This is a genomic window from Vibrio sp. PNB23_22_6, from assembly GCF_052877535.1.
The window spans coordinates 196,052-220,849 of the sequence record NZ_JBNFXP010000002.1 but is presented as its reverse complement, the minus strand read 5'-3'; the positions used below and the strand labels follow the sequence as shown (position 1 = coordinate 220,849).

General features: G+C 46.1%; 15 protein-coding genes and 2 pseudogenes. 7 read left to right on the top strand and 10 right to left on the bottom strand.

What is annotated here, in order from left to right:
• Position 1: 1 nt before the first annotated feature.
• The 7 genes and pseudogenes from ACVA54_RS02710 to ACVA54_RS02680 form a co-directional block, all read right to left on the bottom strand.
• Positions 2–469: a YjiG family protein gene (locus ACVA54_RS02710; protein WP_005374849.1), complete on the bottom strand. Its 468-nt coding sequence runs from the start codon at positions 467–469 to the stop codon at positions 2–4.
• On the bottom strand, positions 469–1,209 hold the full coding sequence (locus ACVA54_RS02705; protein ID WP_119464121.1) for a nucleoside recognition domain-containing protein: 741 nt from the start codon (positions 1,207–1,209) through the stop codon (positions 469–471). Before ACVA54_RS02705 ends, ACVA54_RS02710 begins: the two co-directional genes overlap by 1 nt.
• 474 nt (positions 1,210–1,683) lie before the next feature.
• The gene (locus tag ACVA54_RS02700; RefSeq protein WP_099079600.1) at positions 1,684–3,744 is read right to left on the bottom strand and encodes an alpha-amylase; all 2,061 of its coding nucleotides are present in this window, start codon (positions 3,742–3,744) and stop codon (positions 1,684–1,686) included.
• 206 nt (positions 3,745–3,950) lie between these two features.
• Positions 3,951–4,540 (bottom strand): annotated as a pseudogene (locus ACVA54_RS02695) (transglycosylase domain-containing protein).
• Positions 4,541–4,638: 98 nt separating this feature from the next.
• The gene (gene glgB, locus ACVA54_RS02690) at positions 4,639–6,867 is read right to left on the bottom strand and encodes a 1,4-alpha-glucan branching protein GlgB (protein ID WP_446649384.1); all 2,229 of its coding nucleotides are present in this window, start codon (positions 6,865–6,867) and stop codon (positions 4,639–4,641) included.
• 218 nt (positions 6,868–7,085) lie between these two features.
• Positions 7,086–9,266, bottom strand: a complete 2,181-nt coding sequence (malQ, locus tag ACVA54_RS02685; RefSeq protein ID WP_099079598.1) for a 4-alpha-glucanotransferase — start codon at positions 9,264–9,266, stop codon at positions 7,086–7,088.
• A 112-nt stretch (positions 9,267–9,378) separates the two neighbouring features.
• On the bottom strand, positions 9,379–11,832 hold the full coding sequence (locus ACVA54_RS02680; RefSeq protein ID WP_446649383.1) for a glycogen/starch/alpha-glucan phosphorylase: 2,454 nt from the start codon (positions 11,830–11,832) through the stop codon (positions 9,379–9,381).
• Positions 11,833–12,400: 568 nt separating this feature from the next.
• Here ACVA54_RS02680 and malT point away from each other — a divergent pair.
• The 7 genes from malT (at position 12,401) to sstT (ending at position 21,688) form a co-directional block, all read left to right on the top strand.
• Positions 12,401–15,109 (top strand): HTH-type transcriptional regulator MalT, encoded by a 2,709-nt coding sequence (gene malT / locus ACVA54_RS02675; protein WP_119464124.1) that lies wholly within the window; start codon positions 12,401–12,403, stop codon positions 15,107–15,109.
• A gap of 818 nt (positions 15,110–15,927) precedes the next feature.
• Positions 15,928–16,845 (top strand): DUF368 domain-containing protein, encoded by a 918-nt coding sequence (locus tag ACVA54_RS02670; RefSeq protein ID WP_119464125.1) that lies wholly within the window; start codon positions 15,928–15,930, stop codon positions 16,843–16,845.
• Between the two features lie 166 nt (positions 16,846–17,011).
• Positions 17,012–17,437, top strand: a complete 426-nt coding sequence (locus ACVA54_RS02665) for a hypothetical protein (RefSeq protein ID WP_099079594.1) — start codon at positions 17,012–17,014, stop codon at positions 17,435–17,437.
• 9 nt (positions 17,438–17,446) lie between these two features.
• The gene (locus ACVA54_RS02660) at positions 17,447–18,058 is read left to right on the top strand and encodes an SCO family protein (protein ID WP_099079593.1); all 612 of its coding nucleotides are present in this window, start codon (positions 17,447–17,449) and stop codon (positions 18,056–18,058) included.
• Complete coding sequence (locus tag ACVA54_RS02655; protein ID WP_446649382.1) at positions 18,048–18,512, top strand: copper chaperone PCu(A)C; 465 nt, start codon at positions 18,048–18,050, stop codon at positions 18,510–18,512. The genes ACVA54_RS02660 and ACVA54_RS02655 overlap by 11 nt, the downstream gene beginning before the upstream one ends.
• A gap of 516 nt (positions 18,513–19,028) precedes the next feature.
• Complete coding sequence (rsgA, locus tag ACVA54_RS02650) at positions 19,029–20,105, top strand: ribosome small subunit-dependent GTPase A (protein WP_099079591.1); 1,077 nt, start codon at positions 19,029–19,031, stop codon at positions 20,103–20,105.
• 365 nt (positions 20,106–20,470) lie between these two features.
• Positions 20,471–21,688, top strand: coding sequence for a serine/threonine transporter SstT (sstT, locus tag ACVA54_RS02645; protein ID WP_099079590.1), 1,218 nt, complete (start codon positions 20,471–20,473; stop codon positions 21,686–21,688).
• Positions 21,689–21,782: 94 nt separating this feature from the next.
• On the opposite strand, the gene pdxY is transcribed toward sstT, so the two are convergent.
• The 3 genes and pseudogenes from pdxY to ACVA54_RS02630 all read right to left on the bottom strand — a co-directional run bounded on the left by pdxY (position 21,783) and on the right by ACVA54_RS02630 (position 24,305).
• Positions 21,783–22,652: a pyridoxal kinase PdxY gene (gene pdxY, locus ACVA54_RS02640; protein WP_099079589.1), complete on the bottom strand. Its 870-nt coding sequence runs from the start codon at positions 22,650–22,652 to the stop codon at positions 21,783–21,785.
• A 101-nt stretch (positions 22,653–22,753) separates the two neighbouring features.
• Positions 22,754–22,898: pseudogene (locus tag ACVA54_RS02635) on the bottom strand (AbrB/MazE/SpoVT family DNA-binding domain-containing protein).
• 210 nt (positions 22,899–23,108) lie between these two features.
• A complete protein-coding gene (locus ACVA54_RS02630; RefSeq protein ID WP_446649381.1) occupies positions 23,109–24,305 on the bottom strand; it encodes a tetratricopeptide repeat protein in 1,197 nt (398 codons plus the stop codon).
• Between the last annotated feature and the right edge of the window lie 493 nt (positions 24,306–24,798).

Genomic DNA, 24,798 nt, shown 5'->3' with positions numbered 1-24,798 from the left:
CCTACACGAACAAGTTCATCACCAGCATCGCGCCAAATGCGTTCAATACTGAGATTGCAATCATGACTGGAATATAACGGCCTTCCGTACCGATAGGACCCATGATACGGCCCATGTACTGAACTTGAGAACCCATTAGGTAAATTGCAGGAGCGAGAATCGCAATGTGCGTACCGTTCAGGATGCCTTGGTCAAACAGTGTGATAACTACACCAACCGCCCCCCCCATCGACATCCATGCGCCGATCAATACCGCTGCCGCTTCGCCCGGAAGACCAAATACCGCCATGATGGGAGAGAAAACCGTGCCCATCAGATCCAGTGCGCCAGTGATTTGCAGCGCTTTGATGATCACAAATGCCATCAATACGTTTGGCACGGTAGAAGTCGTTGCAATCACCCAACCTTTCTTAGCACCTTCGACGAAGATATCCGTCACCATTGGTTTTTTCGCTTTAACGTCACCCATTATGCCGTCTCCTCTTTTAGGCTCTCTGATTTGTTTTGCTCTTGTTTGTCTTCGTTACCTTCTGTGATGTTTAGGTAGATACGGAATAGGTTCGCGCCGATGATCTTAAATGCGAACATCACCACAACCGCCAAACCGATAGAAGACGTTACTGCTAAAGAACCATCTGCCATCGTCAGCGTGAACAACACCGCACCTGATGAGAAGAAGTTAACAATGGTCGCACCCGCCGTGAATTGGAACATAGTGAATACGTCCGTTTCGCGCTTAGTTAGGTGACCTTCATCTTTTAGCTGACGCGTCATCGCCGCACCTGCATCGGTACTTTGTAGTGAAGCAATCAGAGCCAGACCAGAGTTACCAGGGATACCCACTAGAGGTCGTAGAAGAGGTGTAAGAAGCTTACGAGCCGCTTCAAGTGCACCGTAGTGCTCAAGAACGTTGATCATACCTAGTGCAAACATAACGGTTGGGATCAAAGTAAGAGCAAAAATGAAACCGTCACGTGCACCACTACCGCCAGTACCGCGGAATGAAGTCGTCGCCGCTTGAACCGCGCCATCCGCCCCTTCCGTTACGCCGTACGCAACTTTACCAAAAGAACCATTAAGCGTTGTAAAGTCAAATACACCGTACCATTCGCTCGATTGCATCAGACCAGAGAAGAACACAACAGCAAACGCAAGTGCAATATAGCACCCGATCGTCACTTTGCGTTCGGCTTGAACAGGGTTTGTCATAAATTCACCTATATGTGTGGAACAGAACACATAGATGATCCCTTGAAGTACGTGCTAGAAAGATGATCGAAATCAATCCGTGCGTCGAACAGGGCTTCCACTCAATTATGAAATTTTATTTTATGATTTAAATCACACTTAAAAGATAATAAATATTTATTACGGCAATAAGGAGAATTTATCTAAAAACGATAAAAACCGAAACACGTTAAATTTCACCCTTAATTGTATATAAAATATGTCTGAAGCACGTAGTTTTCACTTAGCCAAAACAGGAAAATAAGCACCTATCTTATTGTTTAAATACTTTTTTAATTGAACCATAACGTTCTCAAACGGCTCAAAGCTGTTCAATATATCGCCATTAAAGCTTATAGCAATAAAGAATCTAAAAATAACAAAGCCTTTCCTTGGTATACCAAAGAAAGGCTCATTAACTAGCTTTTCAAACTGAATGTGAACGTTTAAGCGACGTTACTTATCCCGGCCGACAAACGCGACCACAACTTTGTCACTCCCCAACGAACGAGAGAACACATACGCGCCTTCTTGTTCGATCACTTGATGCTGACCTGCGCCAATTGCTGGATGAGATTTGCGGAACTGACCTAGTGTCTGCCAGTGTTTCAGCAAGGCTTTCTTGTCATCCGAGAGCTTCCATATCATGTCAGAGCGTGTGCCTTGGTGGAAATCATCCGCGTAAGGACCAATGTTACGACCAACCTCATCACCGTAGTAAACTTGAACAGCACCTGGGCTTAGAAGCAGTGCATTCGCTGCGTTACGCTGCATACCGTGGTCTTTAAAACGAGAGAAGAACAGCTCGGTATCATGAGAAGACATATAGCTCACTGGGTTAAAGTCTTTCTCGTTGGCAATGGTATCCGCGTAGCTTTGGTAGGTGTCTGCCATTTGGCTAAAACACGCCGCGCCTTTATCTAGCTTCTTCTGCATATCGAAGTTAATCAACGCATCAAAACCGTCGTCGAAATACGGGCTACGGTACGCGGTGTGCCCCCACACCTCACCCATCATCCAGAATGGCTGACCCGATTGACCGTTCTCTTTACGCCACTGCTCAAGACTACTCGACGCTTCTTCTTTTAGGCGTTTCCACACATCACCTTCGACGTGTTTCACTGTATCTACGCGGTAGCCATCAACACCGAAGCGCTTAACCCAATCGGTTTGCCACTCAATCAAGTAATCCGCTACGGTGTAGTTATCACGCGCTTCGACACGAGTTCCTGGGTTATCCAATAGCCATTGTGGTGGTATCACCGCTTTGTCTGATTCGGTAATAAAATCTGGCAAACCCGCTAATGATATGGTGATGTCGCTGCTGCCCGGCGCAGGATATCCCGGTAAGCCAGTTCTTACCCAATCGCCGCCCCACCAGTTCGCCCAGTTCGGGCCCTGGTAGTCAATGTTCTGATGGTAACTGTGCCAGTTCTCGCCAGCTTTCGGTTGCCAATCGGCCCATTTCTTAGGCAATTCAGCATGTTGCTTGAGTACCTCAATACCGTCGAACTGTAAATCCGCTAAGGTTGAGTAACCGGTATGGTTGATCACCGCATCCATCAGGACTTTAAGACCACGTTTGTGCGCCTCTTCCACCAACGTTTTTAAATCATCTTCGTTACCGAAGTTCTCGTCAATCTTGGTGAAGTCGCGTGTCCAGTAGCCGTGGTATGCGTAGAAAGGAAACGAACCACTGTCGCCACCGCCAACAAAGCCGTGTACCTGTTCGACAATTGGCGATAACCAAATCGCGTCTGTGCCTAGGCTCTTAATGTAATCCAGCTTTTGGATGATCCCCTTAAGGTCTCCACCGTGGAAGGTACCCACTTCATCTTTACCGTCATTCTTGCGTCCGTAACTACCGTCGTTACTGGTATCCGCATTGTTGAAGCGATCCACCATCACGAAGTAAATGTTGGCATTACGGTAGTCGAACGGTACCGCTTGTTTGGTTTTCTTCACCGTCTCTAGTAACACCAAACCACCAGAATCTTTGCTTGGTGTTAGTGATACTTGTTGATCATGGACTTCGACTATCTGACCTGAGTATGCATCACGCAACTTAGTGCCGTTGGGGAAACTGTCACCCAATGCAATGGTCACTTCACCACCTTGGTACACTTCACATTTCACTTGCGGGATTGGGCGTTTGAATTCTGTCTTATCGGCTTTCTTAGGTTCGCGTTTAAAGCGCAGCGTTTTTGCTTCTTCATCAAAGGCGAACGAGTAATTGCCCGTGAAACGGATTTTCAGCGGTAATTCGGTGGGTTTACCACAGTTAAGCGCAGTCGGCTTGTTGAATTTCACCTTCTGACCATCAGGCGCAACACAGTCACCATCAACTCCGGTGATTTTTAGTGTGTAGCCATCTTTGGTTAATGGCACAACTAAAGGCTGCTCCGCGTTTAGTGGGAAATCACGGCTGTTGGTCGTGGTAGAAATGGTGATGTTTGGCTCGGCGATGGCACTTGCCGATGCAAGCAATAAGGCAGTCGTAATCAGATTCAGTTTCATCGTTCAGTCCATTGATTGCGCATGTTTGCGGCGCTAATTTATTAGTTTTGTTCACTAAAATGATACTTGGACTAATTTTTGATCGCATCATTCTAAATGCCTACGCCCTAAAGCTTGTGACGCTTCACATTTTGCTTTTATCGGGGCGTAGTTCTATTTGAGCGTGATTTGGAGTGCGTCGAGTCAACAAAGCTGCACGCTAGCGCCTAGTTGGTGCGATGTTGAGTGTAATCACTTTGGGGGAACACTTTGATTCGATATGGATTCGGCAATACCACCGCTAGCCTTGCGGCTTGCCACTTCGATAAGTGGCTGGCATGAACACCGCTGCCGCTTCAATACCGTAAATACCAAGGCCGAACTCCACAACACCTCTAGAATACGTTCTTTGCTCCACATAAGCTTCATCAGTAACGAGAAGTAAAGCTCATACGCTTTACGAACATAAGAATGAGAAGGAAACCAAAACACGTTCTTCGCCGTTTGTCGGCTGATCGTACTCGCTCCGCGTGAAGGAGTGCTCTCTCCGGCTTCCCGAGATCACTTTAAATAAAGAGTCCAAATCCACTCCATGATGATGAGGGAACTTCTGATCTTCTGTCGCCATCACCGCAAGTTGAATATTTTTTGAAATGCGTGCAAGTGGCTCCCATTCTTGTGAACTGCTTGATGGATACCCCTCTAGTGGTAAAATCATACGACTGCTCTTCCATCCCCATAATGGTGGGTTAACATATTTAACCAAGCCCGCCAGTAATACATTTAAATGGGAGCGAAGATTGCCTGAATCTCTCATATCGACAAGCTTTGGCCGTTAACAGCTGGTCAAAAAAAGCCCGATTTACATTGTAAAACGGGCTCGATATTGGGTTTTTAGTTTTTCGCTACAGAGGTTTACTTAACCAACTTGTAGAACACCGTCGATAATGGCGGTAAACGCAGCGCTATCGATTGAGGTAGTGACTCGCTTTCCACTTCTTCCGTTACTACATTGGTCAGTACTTCAAAACCACTTCCGTCGTATTTTGCATCATCGGTGTTCAGTAAAAGCTCATACTTACCTTCCATCGGAACACCTAAACGGAAACGCTCATGTGGCACTGGCGTGAAGTTGCTGATCACCAGTACACGCTCACCATCTTGACTGATACGCTCATGCGCTAAAATGCTCGCATCCGCTTCATCTTGTAAACGCCATTCAAAACCGGCAGGTGAGCAATCTTGATCATGCATCGCTGCTTCATTGCGGTACAAATGGTTCAAGTCACGAATCAATGTCTGCACGCCTTTATGGCGACCGAACTCCAACAAGAACCATTGCAGCTGATCGTCATGGTTCCATTCGGCGGTTTGGCCAAGCTCTGCGCCCATGAAGTTCAGTTTTTTACCCGGTTGACCATACATGTGGCCGTAGTAAGCGCGTAGGTTTGCGGTTTGCTGCCACTCATCACCCGGCATCTTGTTATGGATGGAGCCTTTGCCATACACCACTTCATCATGTGACAGCGACAATACATAGTTCTCACTATGTGCATAAACAAGTGGAAACGTGATGGTATTATGGTGGTATTTGCGGTGAACGGGTTCTTTTTTGATGTAAGAAAGGCTGTCATGCATCCAACCCATGTTCCACTTAAAGCCAAAGCCCAAACCGCCCATAAAAGTAGGTGCTGACACGCCAGGGAATGCCGTAGATTCTTCAGCAATTGTCATCGCATTCGGGAAGTGCTTGTACACTTCTTCGTTCATCCATTTCAGCGTTGCGATCGCGTCGTAGTTCTCATTACCACCGTCTACATTCGGGATCCACTGATCGTGGCTGCGTGAATAATCAAGATAAAGCATCGAAGCTACCGCATCCACACGGATACCATCGATATGGAATTGCTCAAACCAGTACAGCGCGTTGGAAACTAGAAAGCGACGCACATGCTCACGACCTAAATCGTAGATGTACGAGTTCCAGTCTTGGTGCCAGCCGCGACGAGGATCGGGATCGTGGAACAGTGGTGTGCCATCAAAGTTAGCTAAACCGTGATCGTCTGATGGGAAGTGTGCTGGAACCCAATCCAGTACCACACCCAAGCCAGCTTGGTGACACGCATCCACAAAGAATTTGAAATCATCTGGAGAACCATAACGACTCGTTGGTGCAAATAAGCCTACCGGTTGGTAACCCCAAGAGCCAAAGAACGGGTGTTCGGAAACTGGCATAAGCTCAACGTGGGTGTAGCCCATATCCACAAGGTATGGCACAAGCTCTGCGGCTAATTCACGGTAGTTTAGGAAATCACCATCTGCATTACGCTTCCAAGAACCAACGTGCAGTTCGTAAAAAGACAGAGCTTCATCGCGCTTTTGAGTCACCGCTCGGTTTTGCCATTTCGCATCTTGCCATTGGTAGCGGTTGTGATCGTAAGTGATCGATGCGAACGATGGGTATTGCTCTGAGTAAAAGCCCCAAGGGTCTTGTTTATGAGGAAGTCCTTCCCCATTTGGACCTTTGAGTTCGAATTTGTATTGTACACCCTCTTCCAAACCTGGAATAAACAAGCCCCAGATACCGTAATCCAGACGCTGCATTGGATGGCGACGACCATCCCACTGGTTGAAGCTACCCACTAGGCTGATTGCAGAAGCATGAGGCGCATAAACAAGGAAGCGCACACCTGAGATGTTTTCACCACCGCGCTCGATGGTCACAAACTGGGAGCCCATGTAGCGGTACATCTCTTTTGGTGTATGCAGGTGTTCGTATTCTTGATAGATGTTGTGGTACTGGTAAGGGTCGTCAACGAGTTGTTCTACACCATTCCAATCAACCGCAAGTTGATAGTGAGTCAGGTGTAAATCGCGCTTTTCTTTTAGGATAAACCCACTTTCGCCTTCACGATCCAGTTCCACACGAGGCTCACCACTGATCACCAACTCAACTTTGTCAGCGCCTGGCATCCAAACGCGTAACGAGCCTTCACCGTCATCAATGAATGGACCAAGCGACGCAAATGGGTCTGAGTATGCCGCCTCAGCAAGTAATTCGTAAGCGCGTTGGTAGTTTTTCTTTACCTTAGTTTTCAATTTATTCTCCCTAGCACCGATATTCTCCATAAAAATTTTGAACATCGAGTTTCCACAGCCAAACGTTGTGTATTCAAAAAAGACATGGCTTTATTCAAACTTCGAATAAAACGGCGTCAAAAAACAAAAATGCCCGCTATTGTTGCGGGCATAATAACGGTGCTCCATCCTAACGGATTGTGCCGATTTAATGAGTGACCTAGGTTATAGTTTCATACCTTGACGGAATTTATTTCATTGGTACTTAGGTCACCTTTCTCAACTTATTTACTTGCTTTCGCGCGTACTTCAGTAAGGCGTCGAGATATACGGTTTACGTATTCACGACTGAATATTTCATCAAGGTTCATCGACAGTTTACGACGCCAGTTTGGATACTCATCTACCGTACCAGGAATATTGACCGGTTGGTCCATTTCTAGCCAGTCTTCAAGTTGCACACTAAGCAACGCAGAGTCACCGGCAGCAACATGCAGTTGCAGTGCTTCACTTAAGAAAGAATCCATAGGCACATACTGCGCATCATGACCGATACCTTCCGGTAAGTAACCATGCCAACGAACACTATCTAGAATACCCTGTTTGCACTTAAGGCGATCGCCAAACAAATCTTCTAGCTGCTCTTCATCTGGATACAAGCCAATTTCACGCCCCATTTTCAGGTCATCACAATGCCAAAAACCACGTAGAGTTGGCATATCGTGCGTACAAAGTGCCGACATAGATTGTTCAGCATAGTGCTTAGGTGAAATAAAACCACCATCCTCTTTTGAGGTTTCGAAGAAGAAGACTTTGTAAGAATGCACGCCTGCATCACGAAGAATGTCGACGATTTCATCTGGTACCGTACCTAAATCTTCACCGATAACAGAACACTGATAACGGTGTGACTCTAGCGCCAAAATTGCTAGCATGTCTTCCACTGGATAGTACAGGTAAGCACCTTCTGTCGCCTTCTCGCCTTTTGGAATCCACCACAGACGCAAAAGACCCAGCACATGGTCAATACGTAGCGCACCACAGTGCTTCATGTTTGCACGTAGCAGCTTGATGTACGCATCGTAGCCTGTTGCTTGCAGCACTTGTGGATTTAGCGGAGGTAGACCCCAATTTTGGCCTAGAGGGCCAAGAACATCAGGTGGCGCACCAATGCTCGCATCCAACACTAGGTTTCCTTCATCCGCCCAAGTTTCACTACCAGAATCCGCAACACCTACCGCTAGGTCGCGGTAAAGACCGACAGACATTCCTTTCTCTTTGGCCAGTGCTTGCGCTTCTTTGATCTGGCTGTCTGCGATCCATTGTAAATACATGTACAAGTGAACACGGTCTTGGTTATCTTTAATGTATTTCTGAGTCTCCACAGAATTAAATGTGCGATATTTCTCAGGGAATACCGGCCAGCCCCACACGCTTGAATCTTGAGCATGCAGTTCACCGTGTAGCGCATCGAATGCGGCTTGGTGAAGTAGGCTTTCGCCACCTAGCTCAACGAACTCTAAGAATGCACGAGCACGAACCGTGTTCTTATCTAGATGGCGTGCTTTGAACTCACTAAATAGCAGCGGTAGAACGCTCATCTTGAGCTCAGACACTTCGGTGTAGTTGACCCAGTGTGATTCTCGCGCTTTTTGCAAACGTTGTTGGAAATCCGCATTACCAACGTGCTGTTGCGCCTCTTTACTTAACGCGAACTCAGGTACTGAACTTACGTCGATATACATGATGTTCAGCCAACAGCGAGAAGATGGGCTGTATGGGCTTGCGGCTTCTGGGTTCGCAGGGAACAACGAGTGAATTGGGTTCAAACCAATGAAGTCACCGCCACGAGAGGCAATGTCACTCACCAACTGCTTAAGATCGCCAAAGTCACCGATACCCCAGTTATGCTGAGTGCGTAGCGTGTAAAGCTGGATGCTTGGCCCCCATAGCTTTTTATGCTGGTTGAGATCTTCTTGTTTGAAACACGCTTTTGGTGTGACGATCAACGACATTTCATAAGGCGTCTTACGGCGCTTACGGATAATGATCAGTTTGTGGTAACCCCATGCCAAGTTCTTTGGCAATGCAAACACTAGAGGGCCACCCTCAGCACGTTCGTCACGAACAATTTGAGACTGAAGATAGCCTTCAAGTACCTCTCCTTGTTCTGTTTCTAAACGCCAGCTAAATTCACTCTCGCGAGCACTCGTACCTAGGTTTAGTTCCACTTCGACTGGCTCGCCGTCGCGTAAAACAAGAACTGGGGCTAGTACGTCTTTCTTATGCTTTTTCTCAGCAGAAGCCAGTAGCTTCTCGTCGCTGCTAGTATCGTAGCCAAGTGAAGTGAGCAAACGGCGTAATGTTTCTTCAGAAACTTTTGCCTCGTCTCCCCACGCGCTGACGTAGCTATCAGCCAATCGCGCCATGTCTGCGACTTTCTTTAATGCTGTTTGTTCTTTCATCGCTTTCTCCGAAGGTAATACCAACACCTTCCATGTAGGGTCATTTTTTATCGATAATTATTTAAAAATGCCAAAGGTAGCGCTCGGCTACCTTGGTCTTAACTGGGCTTTGTTAACGCTTTACTGTTTCAAGTTTCCAGATGTTGTTCACATAATCTCGGATTGAGCGGTCTGATGTGAACTTACCAACTAGGGCAGTGTTAAGAATGGCTTTCTTAGCCCAACCTGCTTGGTCTTTGTATTGTTTGCCCATTTCTTCATGCGCTTTTACATAAGATGCGAAGTCAGCAAGACATAGGTATGGGTCACCACCATCAAGTAAACTGTCGTACGTTGCACGTAGTAGACCTGGTTGACCTGGCGTGAACTCTTCACCTGTTAGTAGGTCTAGAGACGCTTTCAGTAAGTGGTCAGCATTGTAGTAGTCGTAAGGGTTGTAGCCAGCTGCTTTAACCGCTTTCACGCCTTCAACATCAAGACCGAAGATATAGATGTTTTCATCACCCACCTCTTCACGAATCTCAACGTTCGCGCCATCCATCGTACCGATAGTTAGTGCACCGTTAAGAGCCATCTTCATGTTACCTGTACCCGAAGCTTCCTTACCCGCTAGCGAGATTTGCTGTGAAACATCTGCCGCAGGGATGATGATCTCGGCCATGCTCACGCGGTAATCAGGGATAAATACCACTTTAAGCTTGTTACCGATGCGAGGATCGTTGTTGATCTTATCGGCAACCTTGTTCACTGCGAACATAATTTCTTTCGCTAGGTGGTAACCTGGTGCTGCTTTCGCTGCGAAGAAACATACGCGTGGCTCACATTCAAAACTAGGCTCGTTTAGGATGCGGTGGTATAGAGATAGAATGTGTAGCAGATCGAGATGCTGACGCTTGTACTCGTGCAGACGCTTGATTTGAACGTCGAAGATAGCATTCGTATCGAGTTCGATACCCATGTTCTCTTTCACCCAATTCGCGAGGCGCTCTTTGTTCTCTTTCTTCACTGCCATGAATTCTTTTTGGAATTTCGCGTCAGTAGCGTACTGAGCAATACCTTCAAGTTGCTCTAGTTTCGCTGGCCATTCTGAACCCACTTTCTCTGTGATTAGCTTAGAAAGGCCTGGGTTACAGAACTTCAACCAACGACGAGGCGTAATACCATTCGTTACATTATGTAGACGAGTTGGGTACATCTCGTGGAACTCTGGGAATAGGTCTTTCTTAACCAACTCAGAGTGAAGCGCTGCTACGCCGTTTACCGCGTAAGAACCGATGACACATAGGTTAGCCATGCGAACCATGCGGTTGAAACCTTCTTGAATGATAGAGAGCTTAGCTTGCTTCTCACCGTCACCAGGCCACATCGATCGAACTTCTTGTAGGAAGCGGTGGTTGATTTCAAAAATGATTTCCATATGACGTGGAAGTAGACGCTGGATTAGCGACTCTGGCCATGTCTCTAGCGCTTCTGGTAGTAGCGTGTGGTTGGTGTACGCGAACGTGTGAGAGCTGATTTCCCAAGCCGCTTCCCAAGTAAGACCTTTCTCGTCCACTAGGATGCGCATTAGCTCAGGGATAGCAATCGTTGGGTGCGTATCGTTTAGCTGGATAGTCTCTTGCTTCGGCAATTCCGCGAGCGTGTAACCTGCTGCTTCGTGGCGACGTAGGATGTCGCGCACAGACGCTGCTGAGTGGAAGTACTGTTGCATTAGACGCAGTGTTTTACCTTTCTCGTGGTTATCGTTCGGGTAAAGCACTTTGGTGATGTTACCTGCGTCGATCAGCGCGTGTTGCGCTTCGAAGTAATCACCATTGTTAAAGCTAGCTAGTGAGAATGGTGCAATTGCCTGACATTCCCAAAGACGTAGAGGGTAAACCGTATCTGATTCGTAACCTACAATAGGTAGATCCCAAGGCATTGCTTTTACAGACATGCCAGGAACCCATTTACGAACTTCTTTACCGTTCACGTTGACCACTTCAACGTGACCATAGAAGCCGATTTCTTGTGCGAGCTCTGGACGAGCAATTTCCCATGGGTAACCTTCAACGCCACGCCATGCGTCTGGCGCTTCTTGTTGACGACCATCTTTGAACGACTGCTTAAACAGACCGTATTCGTAGTGCAGGCCGTAACCTACGGTTGGGAATTCTTGCGCTGCACATGAGTCCATGAAACATGCCGCTAGACGACCTAGACCACCGTTACCCAATGATGGGTCACGCTCTTCTTCTAGAAGGTCTGTTAGGTTGTGACCTAGTTCAGCCATTGCTTCAGTGATCTCTTCGTAAAGGCCCATGCTGATTAGGTTGTTACCAGTCAAACGACCGATAAGGAATTCTAGTGAAAGGTAGTTAACACTTTTCGCATTCTTAATGCGAGGATCTTCTTCTGTGGCCAACAAATCGCATGTTGTGAATTCAGCCAATGCGTGCCCCATTGCTAGATACCAAGCGCGGCTGTCTGCATTTTCAATCGTATGTGCGTAAGTGACAGATAGATGTTTCTTCACGCTTTCTTGGAACGACTTCTTGTCAAATTGTTTCTGTTGAGTAGGTTTCATTAAGAAATTCTCACGTCTTGTAGTAATTCATCTGCCATACATCGTGCATTTCCCTAGGTGAAGAAACATCCTCCTGCATCTCCTCACTGATAGGAGTAGGAGCTAGGGCGTAGGGGGGGGAGCATTGCAAAGTTAGTGATCTAAATCTCAACACAGCAGTCGATCCTGCCCTTGCTAGTGATTCAGATCACAACCAATTTAGAGAAAGAGTAAATTTTATTCATGACGTTTTTTTAATTGACCTTTTTACTGGGATGTAAAAACTGTCTTATCGATCACATTAAAAGATTTTACGCTAATGGTTTTTCTGTAAAAATCGCGCAACCCAATCTACACGAGACCAACAAAATCAACATTTAGGTGATTAAAATCACAAAATCAGGGCGTAGATGAGCAATGTTTACTCAGTTCTTAAGAATTAGGAAGTGGATCAAAGTAAATAGCATTTCTCATGTCGTACCATTCAAAGCGACTCGCCACCCTAACATTTTTTGCACACAATCAAAATTTGGTCGTGTGGGTCTGTTTCTAGTTTCGCTAGCTCAAAAATTTAAGGACAGAATTAACAATGTGGATTCCATCTAAACTCACTCGCCCCGGCCGCTTACACAATGCCATCGTCCGCCCACGAGTGTTGGACTTACTACAACATGCGCCTTACTACAAACTGGTTTTGTTTCGCTCCCCTGCTGGTTACGGCAAAACAACCATGGCAGCTCAATGGTTGTCAGATAAGCCAAACGTCGGATGGTATAGCATCGACGATAGCGACAATGATGGCTTCCGTTTCGTCAATTACTTACTACAAGCTTTAAACAAAGCAACCAATTACAGTTGCTCTAACGCTCAAAAGCTGGCTGAAAAGCGTCAATTCTCTTCTTTACGCTCTTTATTTAGCGAAGTTTTCGCTGAGATGGAAGATTTTCAGTACGAGTGTTATATCGTTTTAGATGATTACCATCTGATCGCCAACGACGAAATCCATGAATCGATGCGTTTTTTCTTAAAGCACATGCCAGATAACCTCACGGTGGTCGTGACGAGTCGTGCTAACCCACCACTAGGGACTGCTAACCTACGAGTGCGTGACCTGATGATCGAAATTGGCAATGAGCTGCTGGCATTCGATACCGAAGAAACCACGCGCTTTTTTAACCAACGCATTGCCGATGGCATTGATGAAGATATGGCAAACAACCTACGCGGTTACGTAGAAGGATGGCCATCGGCATTGCAGCTCATTGCACTACAAGCACAGCATCAAAACCGTACTCTCGCGCAAACGGTAGAGTCAGTTTCTCAGTTTAATCACGCTCATCTATGGGATTACTTAGTTGAAGAGGTTTTTGACCTACTCGATAACGAAACCCGTCATTTTCTCATGCAAGTGTCGGTTTTGAACCACTTCAATGATGAGCTGGTGTTCGCGTTGACTCAACGTGAAGATGCATTAGGCATGATTGAATCGCTCAACCGATACGGTCTTTTCATCTATCCATTAGAAGGCGAGCAAAACTGGTTCCGTTTCCATAATCTGTTTGGTGAGTTTTTATCTCATGAGCGTCTTGCTCGCATTCCTCAGCAAGAAAAAGACTTACACCGCAATGCCGCCGTAGCGTGGCTAAACCAAAAAGCACCACATCAAGCGCTCCATCATGCACAGAAATCCTGTGACATAAGCTTAATCATTGAAATTCTTAACGAGTTTGGCTGGAAGATGTTTAACCAAGGTGAGTTGGCCACTCTCGAAGCGGCAATTAACCAACTTGATCGTGAGCTGCTGTTTAGTCACCCTAAATTAACCATGCTACGTGCTTGGCTAGCGCAAAGTCAGCATCGCTATAATCAAGTTGGCAAGCTACTAGCAGAGGCAGAAAAGGAACACACTAAGCGCAAGATCGAATTAGACTCTGGCTACCAAGGCCAAGCCAATGCCCTACTTGCCCAAGTTGCCATAAATAGTAACCAGCCAGAACGCGCGCTTGAACTCGCTGAACTGGCGTTGAGCCAGCTAAGTTCAACGATATACCGTAGCCGTATCGTTGCAACCTCAGTCGTAGGTGAAGTGAATCATGTGCTTGGTCAACTAGACCGAGCGTTGCCGATGATGCAACAAACTGAAAAACTGGCACGCCAATATCAGGTATACCACCAAGCACTTTGGGCTATCTTGCAGCAAAGTGAGATCATGATCGCGCAAGGTTACGTTCAAGCAGCATTCGAATTGCAAGATTCCGCCTTCCGCTTGATTGAAGACCAACAACTGCAGCATGTTCCTTTGCACGAGTTCTTGCTGCGTATTCGTGCGCAAGTTTTCTGGTGTTGGAATCGTCTAGATGAAGCCGAAGAGTGTGCGTACAAGGGTCTGCAAATCCTGGAAAACCATTCACCAAGCAAGCACTTACACAGCTATTCTATGCTGGCACGTATTGCAATTGGCCGTGGTGAACTGGACAAAGCGGGCAAGTTCATTGAGCACATTCAACACTTGATGAATCAATCGACTTACCACGTCGATTGGACAGCAAATGCCTCACTGTCGTTGATCCTTTTCTGGCAAGCCCGTGGCAACATAGAAGCGATTCAAGAGTGGTTAATTACTGCTGTGCGCCCTGAGTCAGCATGCAACCACTTCCAGCAACTTCAGTGGCGTAACATCGTACGTGCCCACATTAATTTGGGTCAGTACGATGAAGCTCGCCAAGCGTTGGAATTCTTAAAAAGTGAAGCACTGCGTGCCAATTTGATCACTGACACCAACCGCAACCTAGTCGTAGAGGCGGTATTTGCGGTGCGTCAAAAAGACGAGGAACAAGCAAAAGATCTGCTGAAAGAGGCATTGGTGATGACCAACCAAACCGGTATGATTGGCAACTTCCTTATTGATGGCGCGATCATTGGCGGATTACTCGAAAAACTGAGTCTACGCCATGAATTGGGCGATCTAGAGCGTCACCGCGCCCAACAGTTGATGAAAGACATCTCTTCCAATCAGCGAAGTCGATCCATTCACTTTGATGAAGACTTCATCGAAAAATTGGTGAATCACCCGAACGTGCCAGAACTAGTGCGTACTAGCCCACTCACTCAACGTGAATGGCAAGTACTGGGCTTAATTTATTCGGGCTTTAGCAATGAGCAAATTGCTCAAGAATTGGATGTTGCTGGCACGACTATCAAGACGCACATTCGCAACTTATATCAGAAACTGAATATTGCTAATCGTAAAGAAGCGATTGTTACAGCAGAAAACTTGTTGCAGTTGATGGGCTATTAAGCCGTTAGATGACCGCTGTAAAACACCGGGTTGACGTAATACGTCAGCCCTTTTTTTTCGCAATTTTATCAAATAATGCAAATTGCAAAGAAAATAAGCAACTTTTCACATATAGCAACATCACCTAGATATACACCCAGTGGTTTCAAGATGCAGGATTCAGTGCGTGGTTGCTGACTCAAGCTCAAAGAAAATAACGCAACATAGTCGCGAATTCTTTCCAAGTTGTTTAACGATAACATTGTCTCAGTGACACGCTCCCAAAGGGTTGGTTGCCTTAGGAATATCGTTCAGACAAAAAAAAGCCAACCGCAATAAACGCGATTGGCTTATATTTGATGTGAACAATATGTATTCACTAACAACGTCAGTTGGCTAGGTGACCCTCGGCTTAAGAAGGGTCGAGACAAATTATGCATTAATCATGCCATGATTGTAAAGTGTTATTTTTGGGCACGATATCTCATATCAAATTCCTTTAAGCAACAACCTTTTGCAAAATGCAAAACAATAATGCAAATTGCATTTGCATTGCGCAATTCGATAACATAAATGATAAATAAGTCATCAAACAACTAGATTCACCGTATTTGTCTGTTATTTGCTGTAATTTACCTAACTAACAGCGATGGTTACTTAAGAGATAGACACCGCGCACAACGCCATATCACTCTGTGTTTCCCAAGCTTAAAGTCGTAAAGTACTTACTTTTCTCAGAATTGGCATTTGTTTCGATATCATCCGTACCACTATTTCATACTTTTTTGGCATCAATGTTTGTATACTCAATACCATCTACATGACTTAGTACTCGAGAAATGAACTATCTAATCACCTTCTTTAAAGGAATGGCGATGGGTGCAGCCGATGTTGTTCCTGGCGTATCAGGCGGTACCATTGCATTCATCACGGGCATTTATGACACGCTTCTAGAAAGTATTCGTCGCATTAATCCATCACTTTTCTCTATTTGGCGAAGAGATGGCTTTAAAGCCGCGTTTAATCATATAAATGGCTTCTTTCTTATCTCGCTGTTTACTGGGGTCTTTACCAGTATCGTGACCCTAGCGAAGTTAATTACTTGGTTACTCGACACACACCCTATTCCAATTTGGTCTTTCTTTTTCGGTCTGATTTTGGTGTCCGTGTACCACATCGTTCGCCAAGTGGAAAGACGCGATGCCCTAAGCTTTGTCACCCTACTCGCAGGTGTGGCTTTTGCCTACTGCATTACGGTTCTTAACCCATTACATATAGAACCAACAGCGATGAACACTCTGCTTGCGGGGGCCATCGCCATCTGTGCCATGATCTTACCGGGGATTTCTGGCAGCTTCATTTTGCTACTGATCGGAATGTACACGCCTGTTCTCGCTGCAGTAAAGGGGCTCCAAGTCGATATTCTCGCCTTATTCTTGACTGGGTGCGTGATTGGTCTACTTTCTTTCTCGCATTTATTGTCTTGGTTACTACGCAAGTTCCGCGACTTCACATTAATGTTCCTAACAGGCTTAATGATCGGTACGTTGCCTAAAATTTGGCCATGGAAAGAGACGCTGACTTGGCGCACTAATTCAAAAGGCGAGCAAGTACCACTATTGCAACACAACCTGTCACCGTTTGAATTCGAGCACATCACCTCGCAACCTTCGCAGCTGGTCTTAGCGATTATCATGATGCTGGTCGCCATTGCGCTTGTCCTTGGTCTAGAGAAATTCGCAGATTCGGGCAAATAAGCTAATACAAAACCATTGAAAAGCGGAGCCAAGTGCTCCGTTTTTTTATTTCCACAACCCACTCAATTACATAGGAGTAGTACAAAATTTGTCGACGTGACACCTTTTTACGTTTTGCATCTGTGCTAGGATGCGGGCAATGTTAAGTTATAAATGCTGAATCTTAATGAAAGTGTTAAAAATCTTAGGGATGGTTGCGGCTTTAGTCGCGGGTTTTTACGCGCCCGACCTCATCCACAAGCTCTCTTCCGCTCCCGAATCAAAGCCTCTCGATGAGTATTGCTTGCTCTCAACCACGGCTTGTCTCCAACAAGGAGTCAGCATGACACTCAATGTGGATACCGCTCAACCTCTGATTCCTGCCTATTTAGAAGTCTCATGGCATGACAGCCAAGCGGAACAATTAGTCCTGAGCCTTTCAGGACGAGAAATGGACATGGGAGAACCTAAATTTGTGCTTAAAAAAGAAGCTTTAGGCACATACTCAGGAGAGATAACCCTGCCCGTATGTATGCACGATACCATGACATGGGTCGGAAAACTCACAGATGGGCAGAGCACCATTTACCCTGCCATAAAAATGCAAAGATAAGGAACGCTTATGAGCCGCAACTGGTCCCTATTTCTCGTGGTCGCATTCGTGCTCGGCTTTGGCACCAAAACCTACTTAGATGGACAAGCAGAAACCGAGAAAAAGCAAGCAGCCACCTCTGAACAGGTTATTCTCTTCGGTGAAGGCGATACGCCTGTCAGGATCTTTGATACGGGCGACGAACGTGTGCGCGTGGTGTACTTTGGTTTTACGCGTTGCCCTGACGTATGCCCAACATCACTCGCGATGTTGGCTGGTGCGTTGAACCAAATTGATGATGAACAAAAAGCAAAACTTCGTCCTATGTTCATTTCTCTCGACCCAGAACGTGATGAAGCGGATGCTTCTGCTAAATACGCCCACTACTTCCACCCAATGATTGAAGGCCTGTCGGCACCACTCGATGTCACTACTCCTCTCGCTCACCGCTATGGCGTCATTTTCCGTAAGACTGAGCTTGAAGGATCCGAGCTAAAATACACCCTAGACCACAGTTCCTACTTTTACTTCTTAAAACCTGACGGTACGCTGATTACCAAGGTGCCGCACACACTCACACCAGCGCCGATCGTCGACGCCATTTCAAAACTGACTGCAGAAGGAAATTCGAATGAAGGTTAAACACGCAATCAAAACGCTAGCGCTGGGCGCACTTCTACTTAGTTCGATTGCTCAAGCGAACTTAAGTGTCATGCCGCAGGACCCATATGCACGTGCAATGGCACCTGGTGCATTGACGAGTGCGGTCTTTGTCACGTTCGCCAACCGTAGCCAAGAGGACATCAATATCATCGCAGCAGAAACACCTGCAGCCGGAAAAGTGGAACTGCATGACGTAATTAAAGATGGTGACGTGATGCAAATGCGCCAAATTGAACGCATCACGCTAAAGGCGAACGAAACCACCGAGCTTAAGCCAGGCAGCCTGCACATCATGCTATTTGACCTGACAAAACCGCTTAACGAAGGTGATGAAATCGAAGTGACTGTTACTTACGACAATGGCCAGAAACAAAGCTTTAAAGCACCCGTTAAGAAAGTGATGGCAGGAATGAAAAAGCACGTTCATCATTAATCGCTTGAATCATCTGTTAGCGCTCCTGTACATCAGGAGCGTTTTTATTTCAGTTGGTGAGCTCAAAGCGTGATTTCGCTTTACCTCCGTGCTACGACTTCCCTTCTTAGATATACCCATACCCGATTTGGCGAGAATGACTTGGCGTAAAGTCACTTAGATATATAATCAAGGCGCGATTTACAAGTATTTTTTACGCAATGCTACAATCGATTTCTCGCCTATTCACAAGTGATGGAAGAGCGTCGAATATAACTCTAAAAAACGCAAAGAAGTTGTAAGATTCGAATTACAGCCGTTATACTCCAGTCGTTAACTCACCAACTAAGAGGAAATATGATGATTGTAATGAATAGCACTAACTGGGCAGTGAAAGGGTAAACATCCAACTTTTATCATGGCTGAGCTACAACTCCTCCCTTCTTTGCCCGGTCTTCACCGGGGTCAGCTCTATGCGAATTAGACCCTAATGCGGTTTGTATTAATGCACTTTGTTGCGTCTGGGATAATTCAACAATGAACAAAACACACTCTTTTTGTGAAGCACTACTTACTCAACCTAACCCATTAAAGCGATTAGGTTGGAAACCATTTTTTCACCAACAACTGACATTAGACGATTACGAAGACACGCTTTTCGCACGAGTGATTGCTCACCATCGTAGTGGCTATGTCTTGGTTAGCGAACAAGGCGAAATCCATCTCCCTATCCAGACCTCGCTACCTAGCATGACGGTGGGCGATTGGGTGATACTAAACCACCAGCAGCAGTTTTCTCGTTTACTTGAACGTCGCAGCCTGTTCAGCCGTAAAGCCGCCGGCAGTAAAGTCGCGGAGCAGCTAATCGCCGCCAACGTGGACACTGTCTTTATCGTTTGTTCACTCAACCACGACTTTAACCTCAGCCGTATTGAGCGTTATTTAGCACTCATCAATGAAGCTGACGTAGAGCCCGTGATTGTACTGACGAAAGCAGACTTATGTGAAGATGCTGACGAGTTCAAAGCTCAAGTACAAAAACTCGACCCACTGCTTATGGTAGAAAGTGTCAATGGTCTGAATAAGGCAAGCGTTGCTAAGTTGAAGAGTTGGTGTGGTGAAGGTCAGACTGTTGCTTTCATCGGGTCTTCTGGTGTAGGTAAGTCTACCTTGGTCAATACTCTACTCGGAGAGCAAGAACAAGCAACAGGCGACATTCGCGAGGATGACAGCAAGGGTCGACACACAACGACTGCACGCTCAATCCATCTACTGCCTTCCGGTGGGATCTTAATGGACACGCCGGGAATGCGGGAGATCCAACTAGCGGATTGCGAAACGGGCGTCAGTGAAACCTTTGCCGATGTTGAAGCACTAGCAGAAAACTGTCGATTCAGTGATTGCCAACATCAAACCGAGCCGGGTTGTGCTATTCAAGCCGCCATTGAAAACGGCGCTCTTGAATTACGACGCTTTACTAACTATCAGAAGTTATTGCGCGAACAAGCCCATAACGGCGCGACTCTCGCAGAGCAGAGAGCGCAAAACAAACAGTTCGGCAAAATGGTGCGCAGTGTTGTTGATGGTAAACGTAAGCGTCAGCAAGGTTTTTGATATACCCAAGTAACCTTGAGATGCTTGGGTGTATGCTGTTTTCTTATTAGCGATAATACCAAGGAGGCGAAAGCCTCCTTTTTAGAATCTAATGCCGCCCCGCCATTAATACTTAGTTACACATAACAACATCACCCTCACCCAAATCAACTTTTTGCAAACAATCATCCTTAGAATAAACTAAAACTAGACACAAAATATTACCAAGTTAAGATGTGTGATATTCAGCGGGTAAATTAGCTGAATTGATTAAATTGGAAAATCGATAATCAGAGCTCTTAGCAACGCATAAATCAATATTTGGCCCCCCTTTTCGTTCAAGGAACATTACGCCGTTGCTCAGACATAAATTGCAGGAATGATGTATGCAACACAACAGCCTCGTTGCCCGATACGCTCGTGGTAACCTCGTCCTCCAAATTCTCGTCGGGATCGTCCTCGGGATCTTATTAGCAACAATCTCACCCAACCACGCCGAAAGCGTTGGCATGCTAGGTAACCTTTTTGTTGGCGCACTAAAAGCGATTGCTCCGATCTTAGTATTCATCTTAGTCGCGGCATCTATCGCAAACCAAAAGAAAAACCAACACACTTACATGCGTCCAATCGTGGTGCTTTACTTAGCCGGTACTTTTTTTGCGGCACTAACTGCGGTAGTTCTTAGCTTCCTTTTCCCAACTAATTTAATGCTAGTAACTGGTGCTGAAGGTGCAACACCACCACAAGGCATTGCAGAAGTCATTCAAACACTGCTGTTCAAACTGGTTGATAACCCTGTGAACGCCCTCGTAGAAGCAAACTACATCGGGATTCTTGCTTGGGGTGTGGGTCTTGGTCTGGCACTTCATCACGCGTCAGCAACAACGAAAGCGGTATTTGAAGATCTAAGCCACAGTGTTTCTCATATTGTTCGCTTCATCATTCGTCTGGCACCATTTGGTATCTTTGGCCTAGTTGCATCAACGTTTGCAACAACGGGTTTTGGCGCATTAGCCAGCTACGCTCACCTGCTAGCGGTACTGCTAAGTGCGATGGCGATCATTGCATTAGTGGTAAACCCAGCAATCGTGTACTACAAAACCAAGCAGAACCCTTACCCATTGGTGTTTCAATGCCTTCGTGAAAGTGGTGTAACCGCATTTTTCACTCGTTCAAGTGCTGCAAATATCCCGGTGAATATGACACTGTGTGAAAAACTAAAGCTAGATGAAGATACTTATTCTGTGTCTATCCCACTTGGTGCGACCATCAACATGGCAGGTGCGGCAATTACCATTACCACGCTAACACTTGCAGCAGTGCATACGATGGGCATTGAAATCGACCTAATGACGGCTCTACTTCTTAGCATTGTGGCTGCGGTTTCTGCATGTGGTGCATCTGGCGTAGCCGGTGGTTCTCTGCTACTTATCCCACTTGCGTGTGGTCTATTTGGTATCTCTAACGATGTGGCGATGCAGGTTGTTGCCGTTGGCTTTATCATCGGTGTGATTCAAGACTCGGCTGAAACGGCACTAAACAGCTCAACAGATGTTATCTTCACTGCCGCTGTGTGCCGTGCAGAGCAACAAAAAGAACACTGAAACGCAGTGCGAAAATAAACAAAGGGGAGCAAATTAGCTCCCCCTTTCTTTTTTCCCGTTGCCTTCAAATGCATGGGTAGTATAAACGTCACGATTATAAGTGGCTTAGTGTCACTTCTTCCAATGGGAAGTGTGCACTAGGCTCAACGAACTCTTGTTGGGCCGCGATGGTTTGCAGTTCCCATTCACCCGCTTGGAAAGTCGCGTTAAGTACGCCAAAGCAAGCATCATGACAATGTTGGAACGCCTGCTTCGGTGTCCACCCTTTCAGTAAGCCTGCAGTGAAGATCGCCGAGATCAAATCGCCCGCTCCCACTGGTGCTTTAGCAAATTCGAAATGAGGACGCTTCGCTAAGTAGGTGCCTTCTTGGGTCGCTAACAACATGTTGAAGCTTGAGTCTGACAGGCAGTACAAGTGTTTCACCAATACCACTTTAGGTCCTTTCTCCAGAGCACGCTGACACGCCGTGATTGCATCGTCTAGCGTGTGGATTTCCATTTCAGCAAATTGACTTAGTTCGAACTGATTTGGCACGATCACATCCGCCATCGGCATCAATCGAGTCAACAAATGATCCGCAATACCTGGCGCAACGATACAGCCTTTGTCAGGCGCGCCCATTACTGGATCACACACATAAAGCGCTTCAGGGTTAGCCTGTTTCACTTTAGTCACCGTGTCGACAACAGCTAAGCACTGCTCTGCACTACCTTGATAGCCAGTCAATACCGCTTGGCATTTTTCTAGCGCGCCAATGTTGCCAAGACCACAAACTAATTCACTGATGTCGTCAGCCGAAAACGCACGGCCCGTCCAACCCTCTTGATACTGAGTGTGGTTAGAAAATTGAACCGTGTGAATAGGCCACACTTCGAAACCCATACGTTGCATCGGGAAAACAGCACTGCTGTTACCAGCGTGGCCAAAAGCAACATGCGATTGTATAGAGAGGATACCTTGCATAGTACCAGACCTCTTCTTGTTGTTATCAATAATTCAAAGACAGCGTCAAGCGCCAAATTCACGAAAGACGTAGTGTATCCGACAAACTAGGATTCTCTAACTCAATTCTCATGCTCTTCACTGGAGCCGATAAGGGAGCTCGTTTTCAGGACCATTTTCTTAATTTCCATTTTGACTTTGTTGAGCGCAATCTTGAGGCTATCCCCCTCTGTTATCCCGAGGTTCAGTCAGGTTCACGCTTGGAATGACTACGCCGGTATCGTCCGCGAACTCAACAGGTTAGCTAATCATCTTTCGTGATCCAATTGTTAAAAATGGGTTTTCAGTTCTCCAAAAAAAGAGCCTTCCACACAGCATACGGGAAGACTCAATTGAAAATACGCTAGTAACTAATCTAGAATAGTGCGAAATACTATCCAAGTAACGTCTAGATGCTTGGGTATCGTTAAGAAAGCCTCACGAATGAGGCTTGTTGAGATTCTGTGGCTGTAAGAAGTTTTGCGTAAAGTCGAGTGCCTCCTTAGAGAGGGTTGTAGAGAATGCAGGCTCCTCAACCAACTTAGACTGAAGACCTAACTCTAAAAGCTCACCCTGTGATTGCGTCTCTTCTTGATCCGCATGATGAAGCTCTTCGGACAATTTTGCGCCACTTGGGAAGTATGCTTCACGCTTATAAACTTTATTTAATGCACGGATAATGGAATGCTTCTTCACCATACCAGATACCAGTTTACGTTGAAGAGGCTTCGCAATAGATTGCAAACCGACAACCACATCTACGCCGATGTTACTAGCGACCTCATCGCGCAGTGCTCGTGCAGGTTCAAAACCCATATTCGCAGAAAGAAAGAGCCATATATACGCAATCGCATTACCTGTTTTACTGGTGTCCTTCCACGCATCACCAGCATGGAACATCGCCTCTGCGTTACCACTTTCAGCGGCTCTCTCTAGCCAATAACATCCTTTTACCATGCTCATTTCTGTGCCAATGCCATTTAGATGACAAAGTCCAACTTGGATCTTTCCATCAGCGCTGTCTTTATCTGCTGCTTTCATAAACCAATACAATGCATCCGCACTACGGCCTAAAACGTTCTCAGGGGAAAGTTGCCACTCCCCCATATGCAGCATTGCGGCAATACAACCATTGTTGGCGGCCGCTTCGATAAGTTGATGTCCCTTCGCTAGGTTCTTCTCTACTCCTCGGCCAAAGACGAGCGCTTTACCTGTAGCAAAGGTCGCATCTACATCACCTTCCAATCCAGCAATAGCCATGCGCCAGAAATTGGCTTGCTCTCTTAGAATGACATCTTCACGCATCCGCTCGCTCAGTCTCACCATACCGTACATGCCAGTAATGTTGTCCAGTTTGGCCGCTTTATCGTACCAATGCAGAGCTTCCTTAATATTTTCTCGCTCTGCTTCTTTGGCCAAAAACAAAATCGTCGGGATATGACCGGTTTCTGCTTTAAACTTTCGCTCTTTTTGTTCTTGCTCTCGTGCTTTTTGCATCGCTTTGCGATACGCCACTTCGCGAGCTTTCCTCTCTGCCTGAAGCCGTTGCTTACGCATTGACAACGAGATCATCCAAAAAAATATCAGGACGAGTGAAAGGCCAGTTGCCGCAATAGCAATGCCCATACTACTCATAAGCATCCTCTTTTTAGGTCAGGGCCTATGTTGAACTTCCCACAAACCGGGGAGTATTGAAAATGCTGAGACGAGTGACACGCCAACCATGGGTGTATACCCGAGCATCTTGAAGTAAATTACCGCTCTATTATATAACGACCGCTTGAGTAAAATCTGAAGTATCCCATCAAAGTATTCGATAAGATTGCCTCACATCAATCCTACTTATTTTTCGACAAGAAATATTCACCCAGATTTTATTGAACCAAATCACGGTTTTGGGGCTGAGGTATTCTCCTCCCTTCTCATCCTCCTCTTCTCCTCCTATAAACAATGACGTCGTTAAGCTGCGCTGAACATCTCATTATGCACACGTTTTATTATCAAAATTGCGAGCAAAACCCCTTCGAATAGAAATTTTTCTCTTGTAAAAAACTAAACGGCCCCCTCTCACACTTTGCTGATGACTGACTGTATTAGCATTTATTTGAACATCTACTTTCGGCATTTC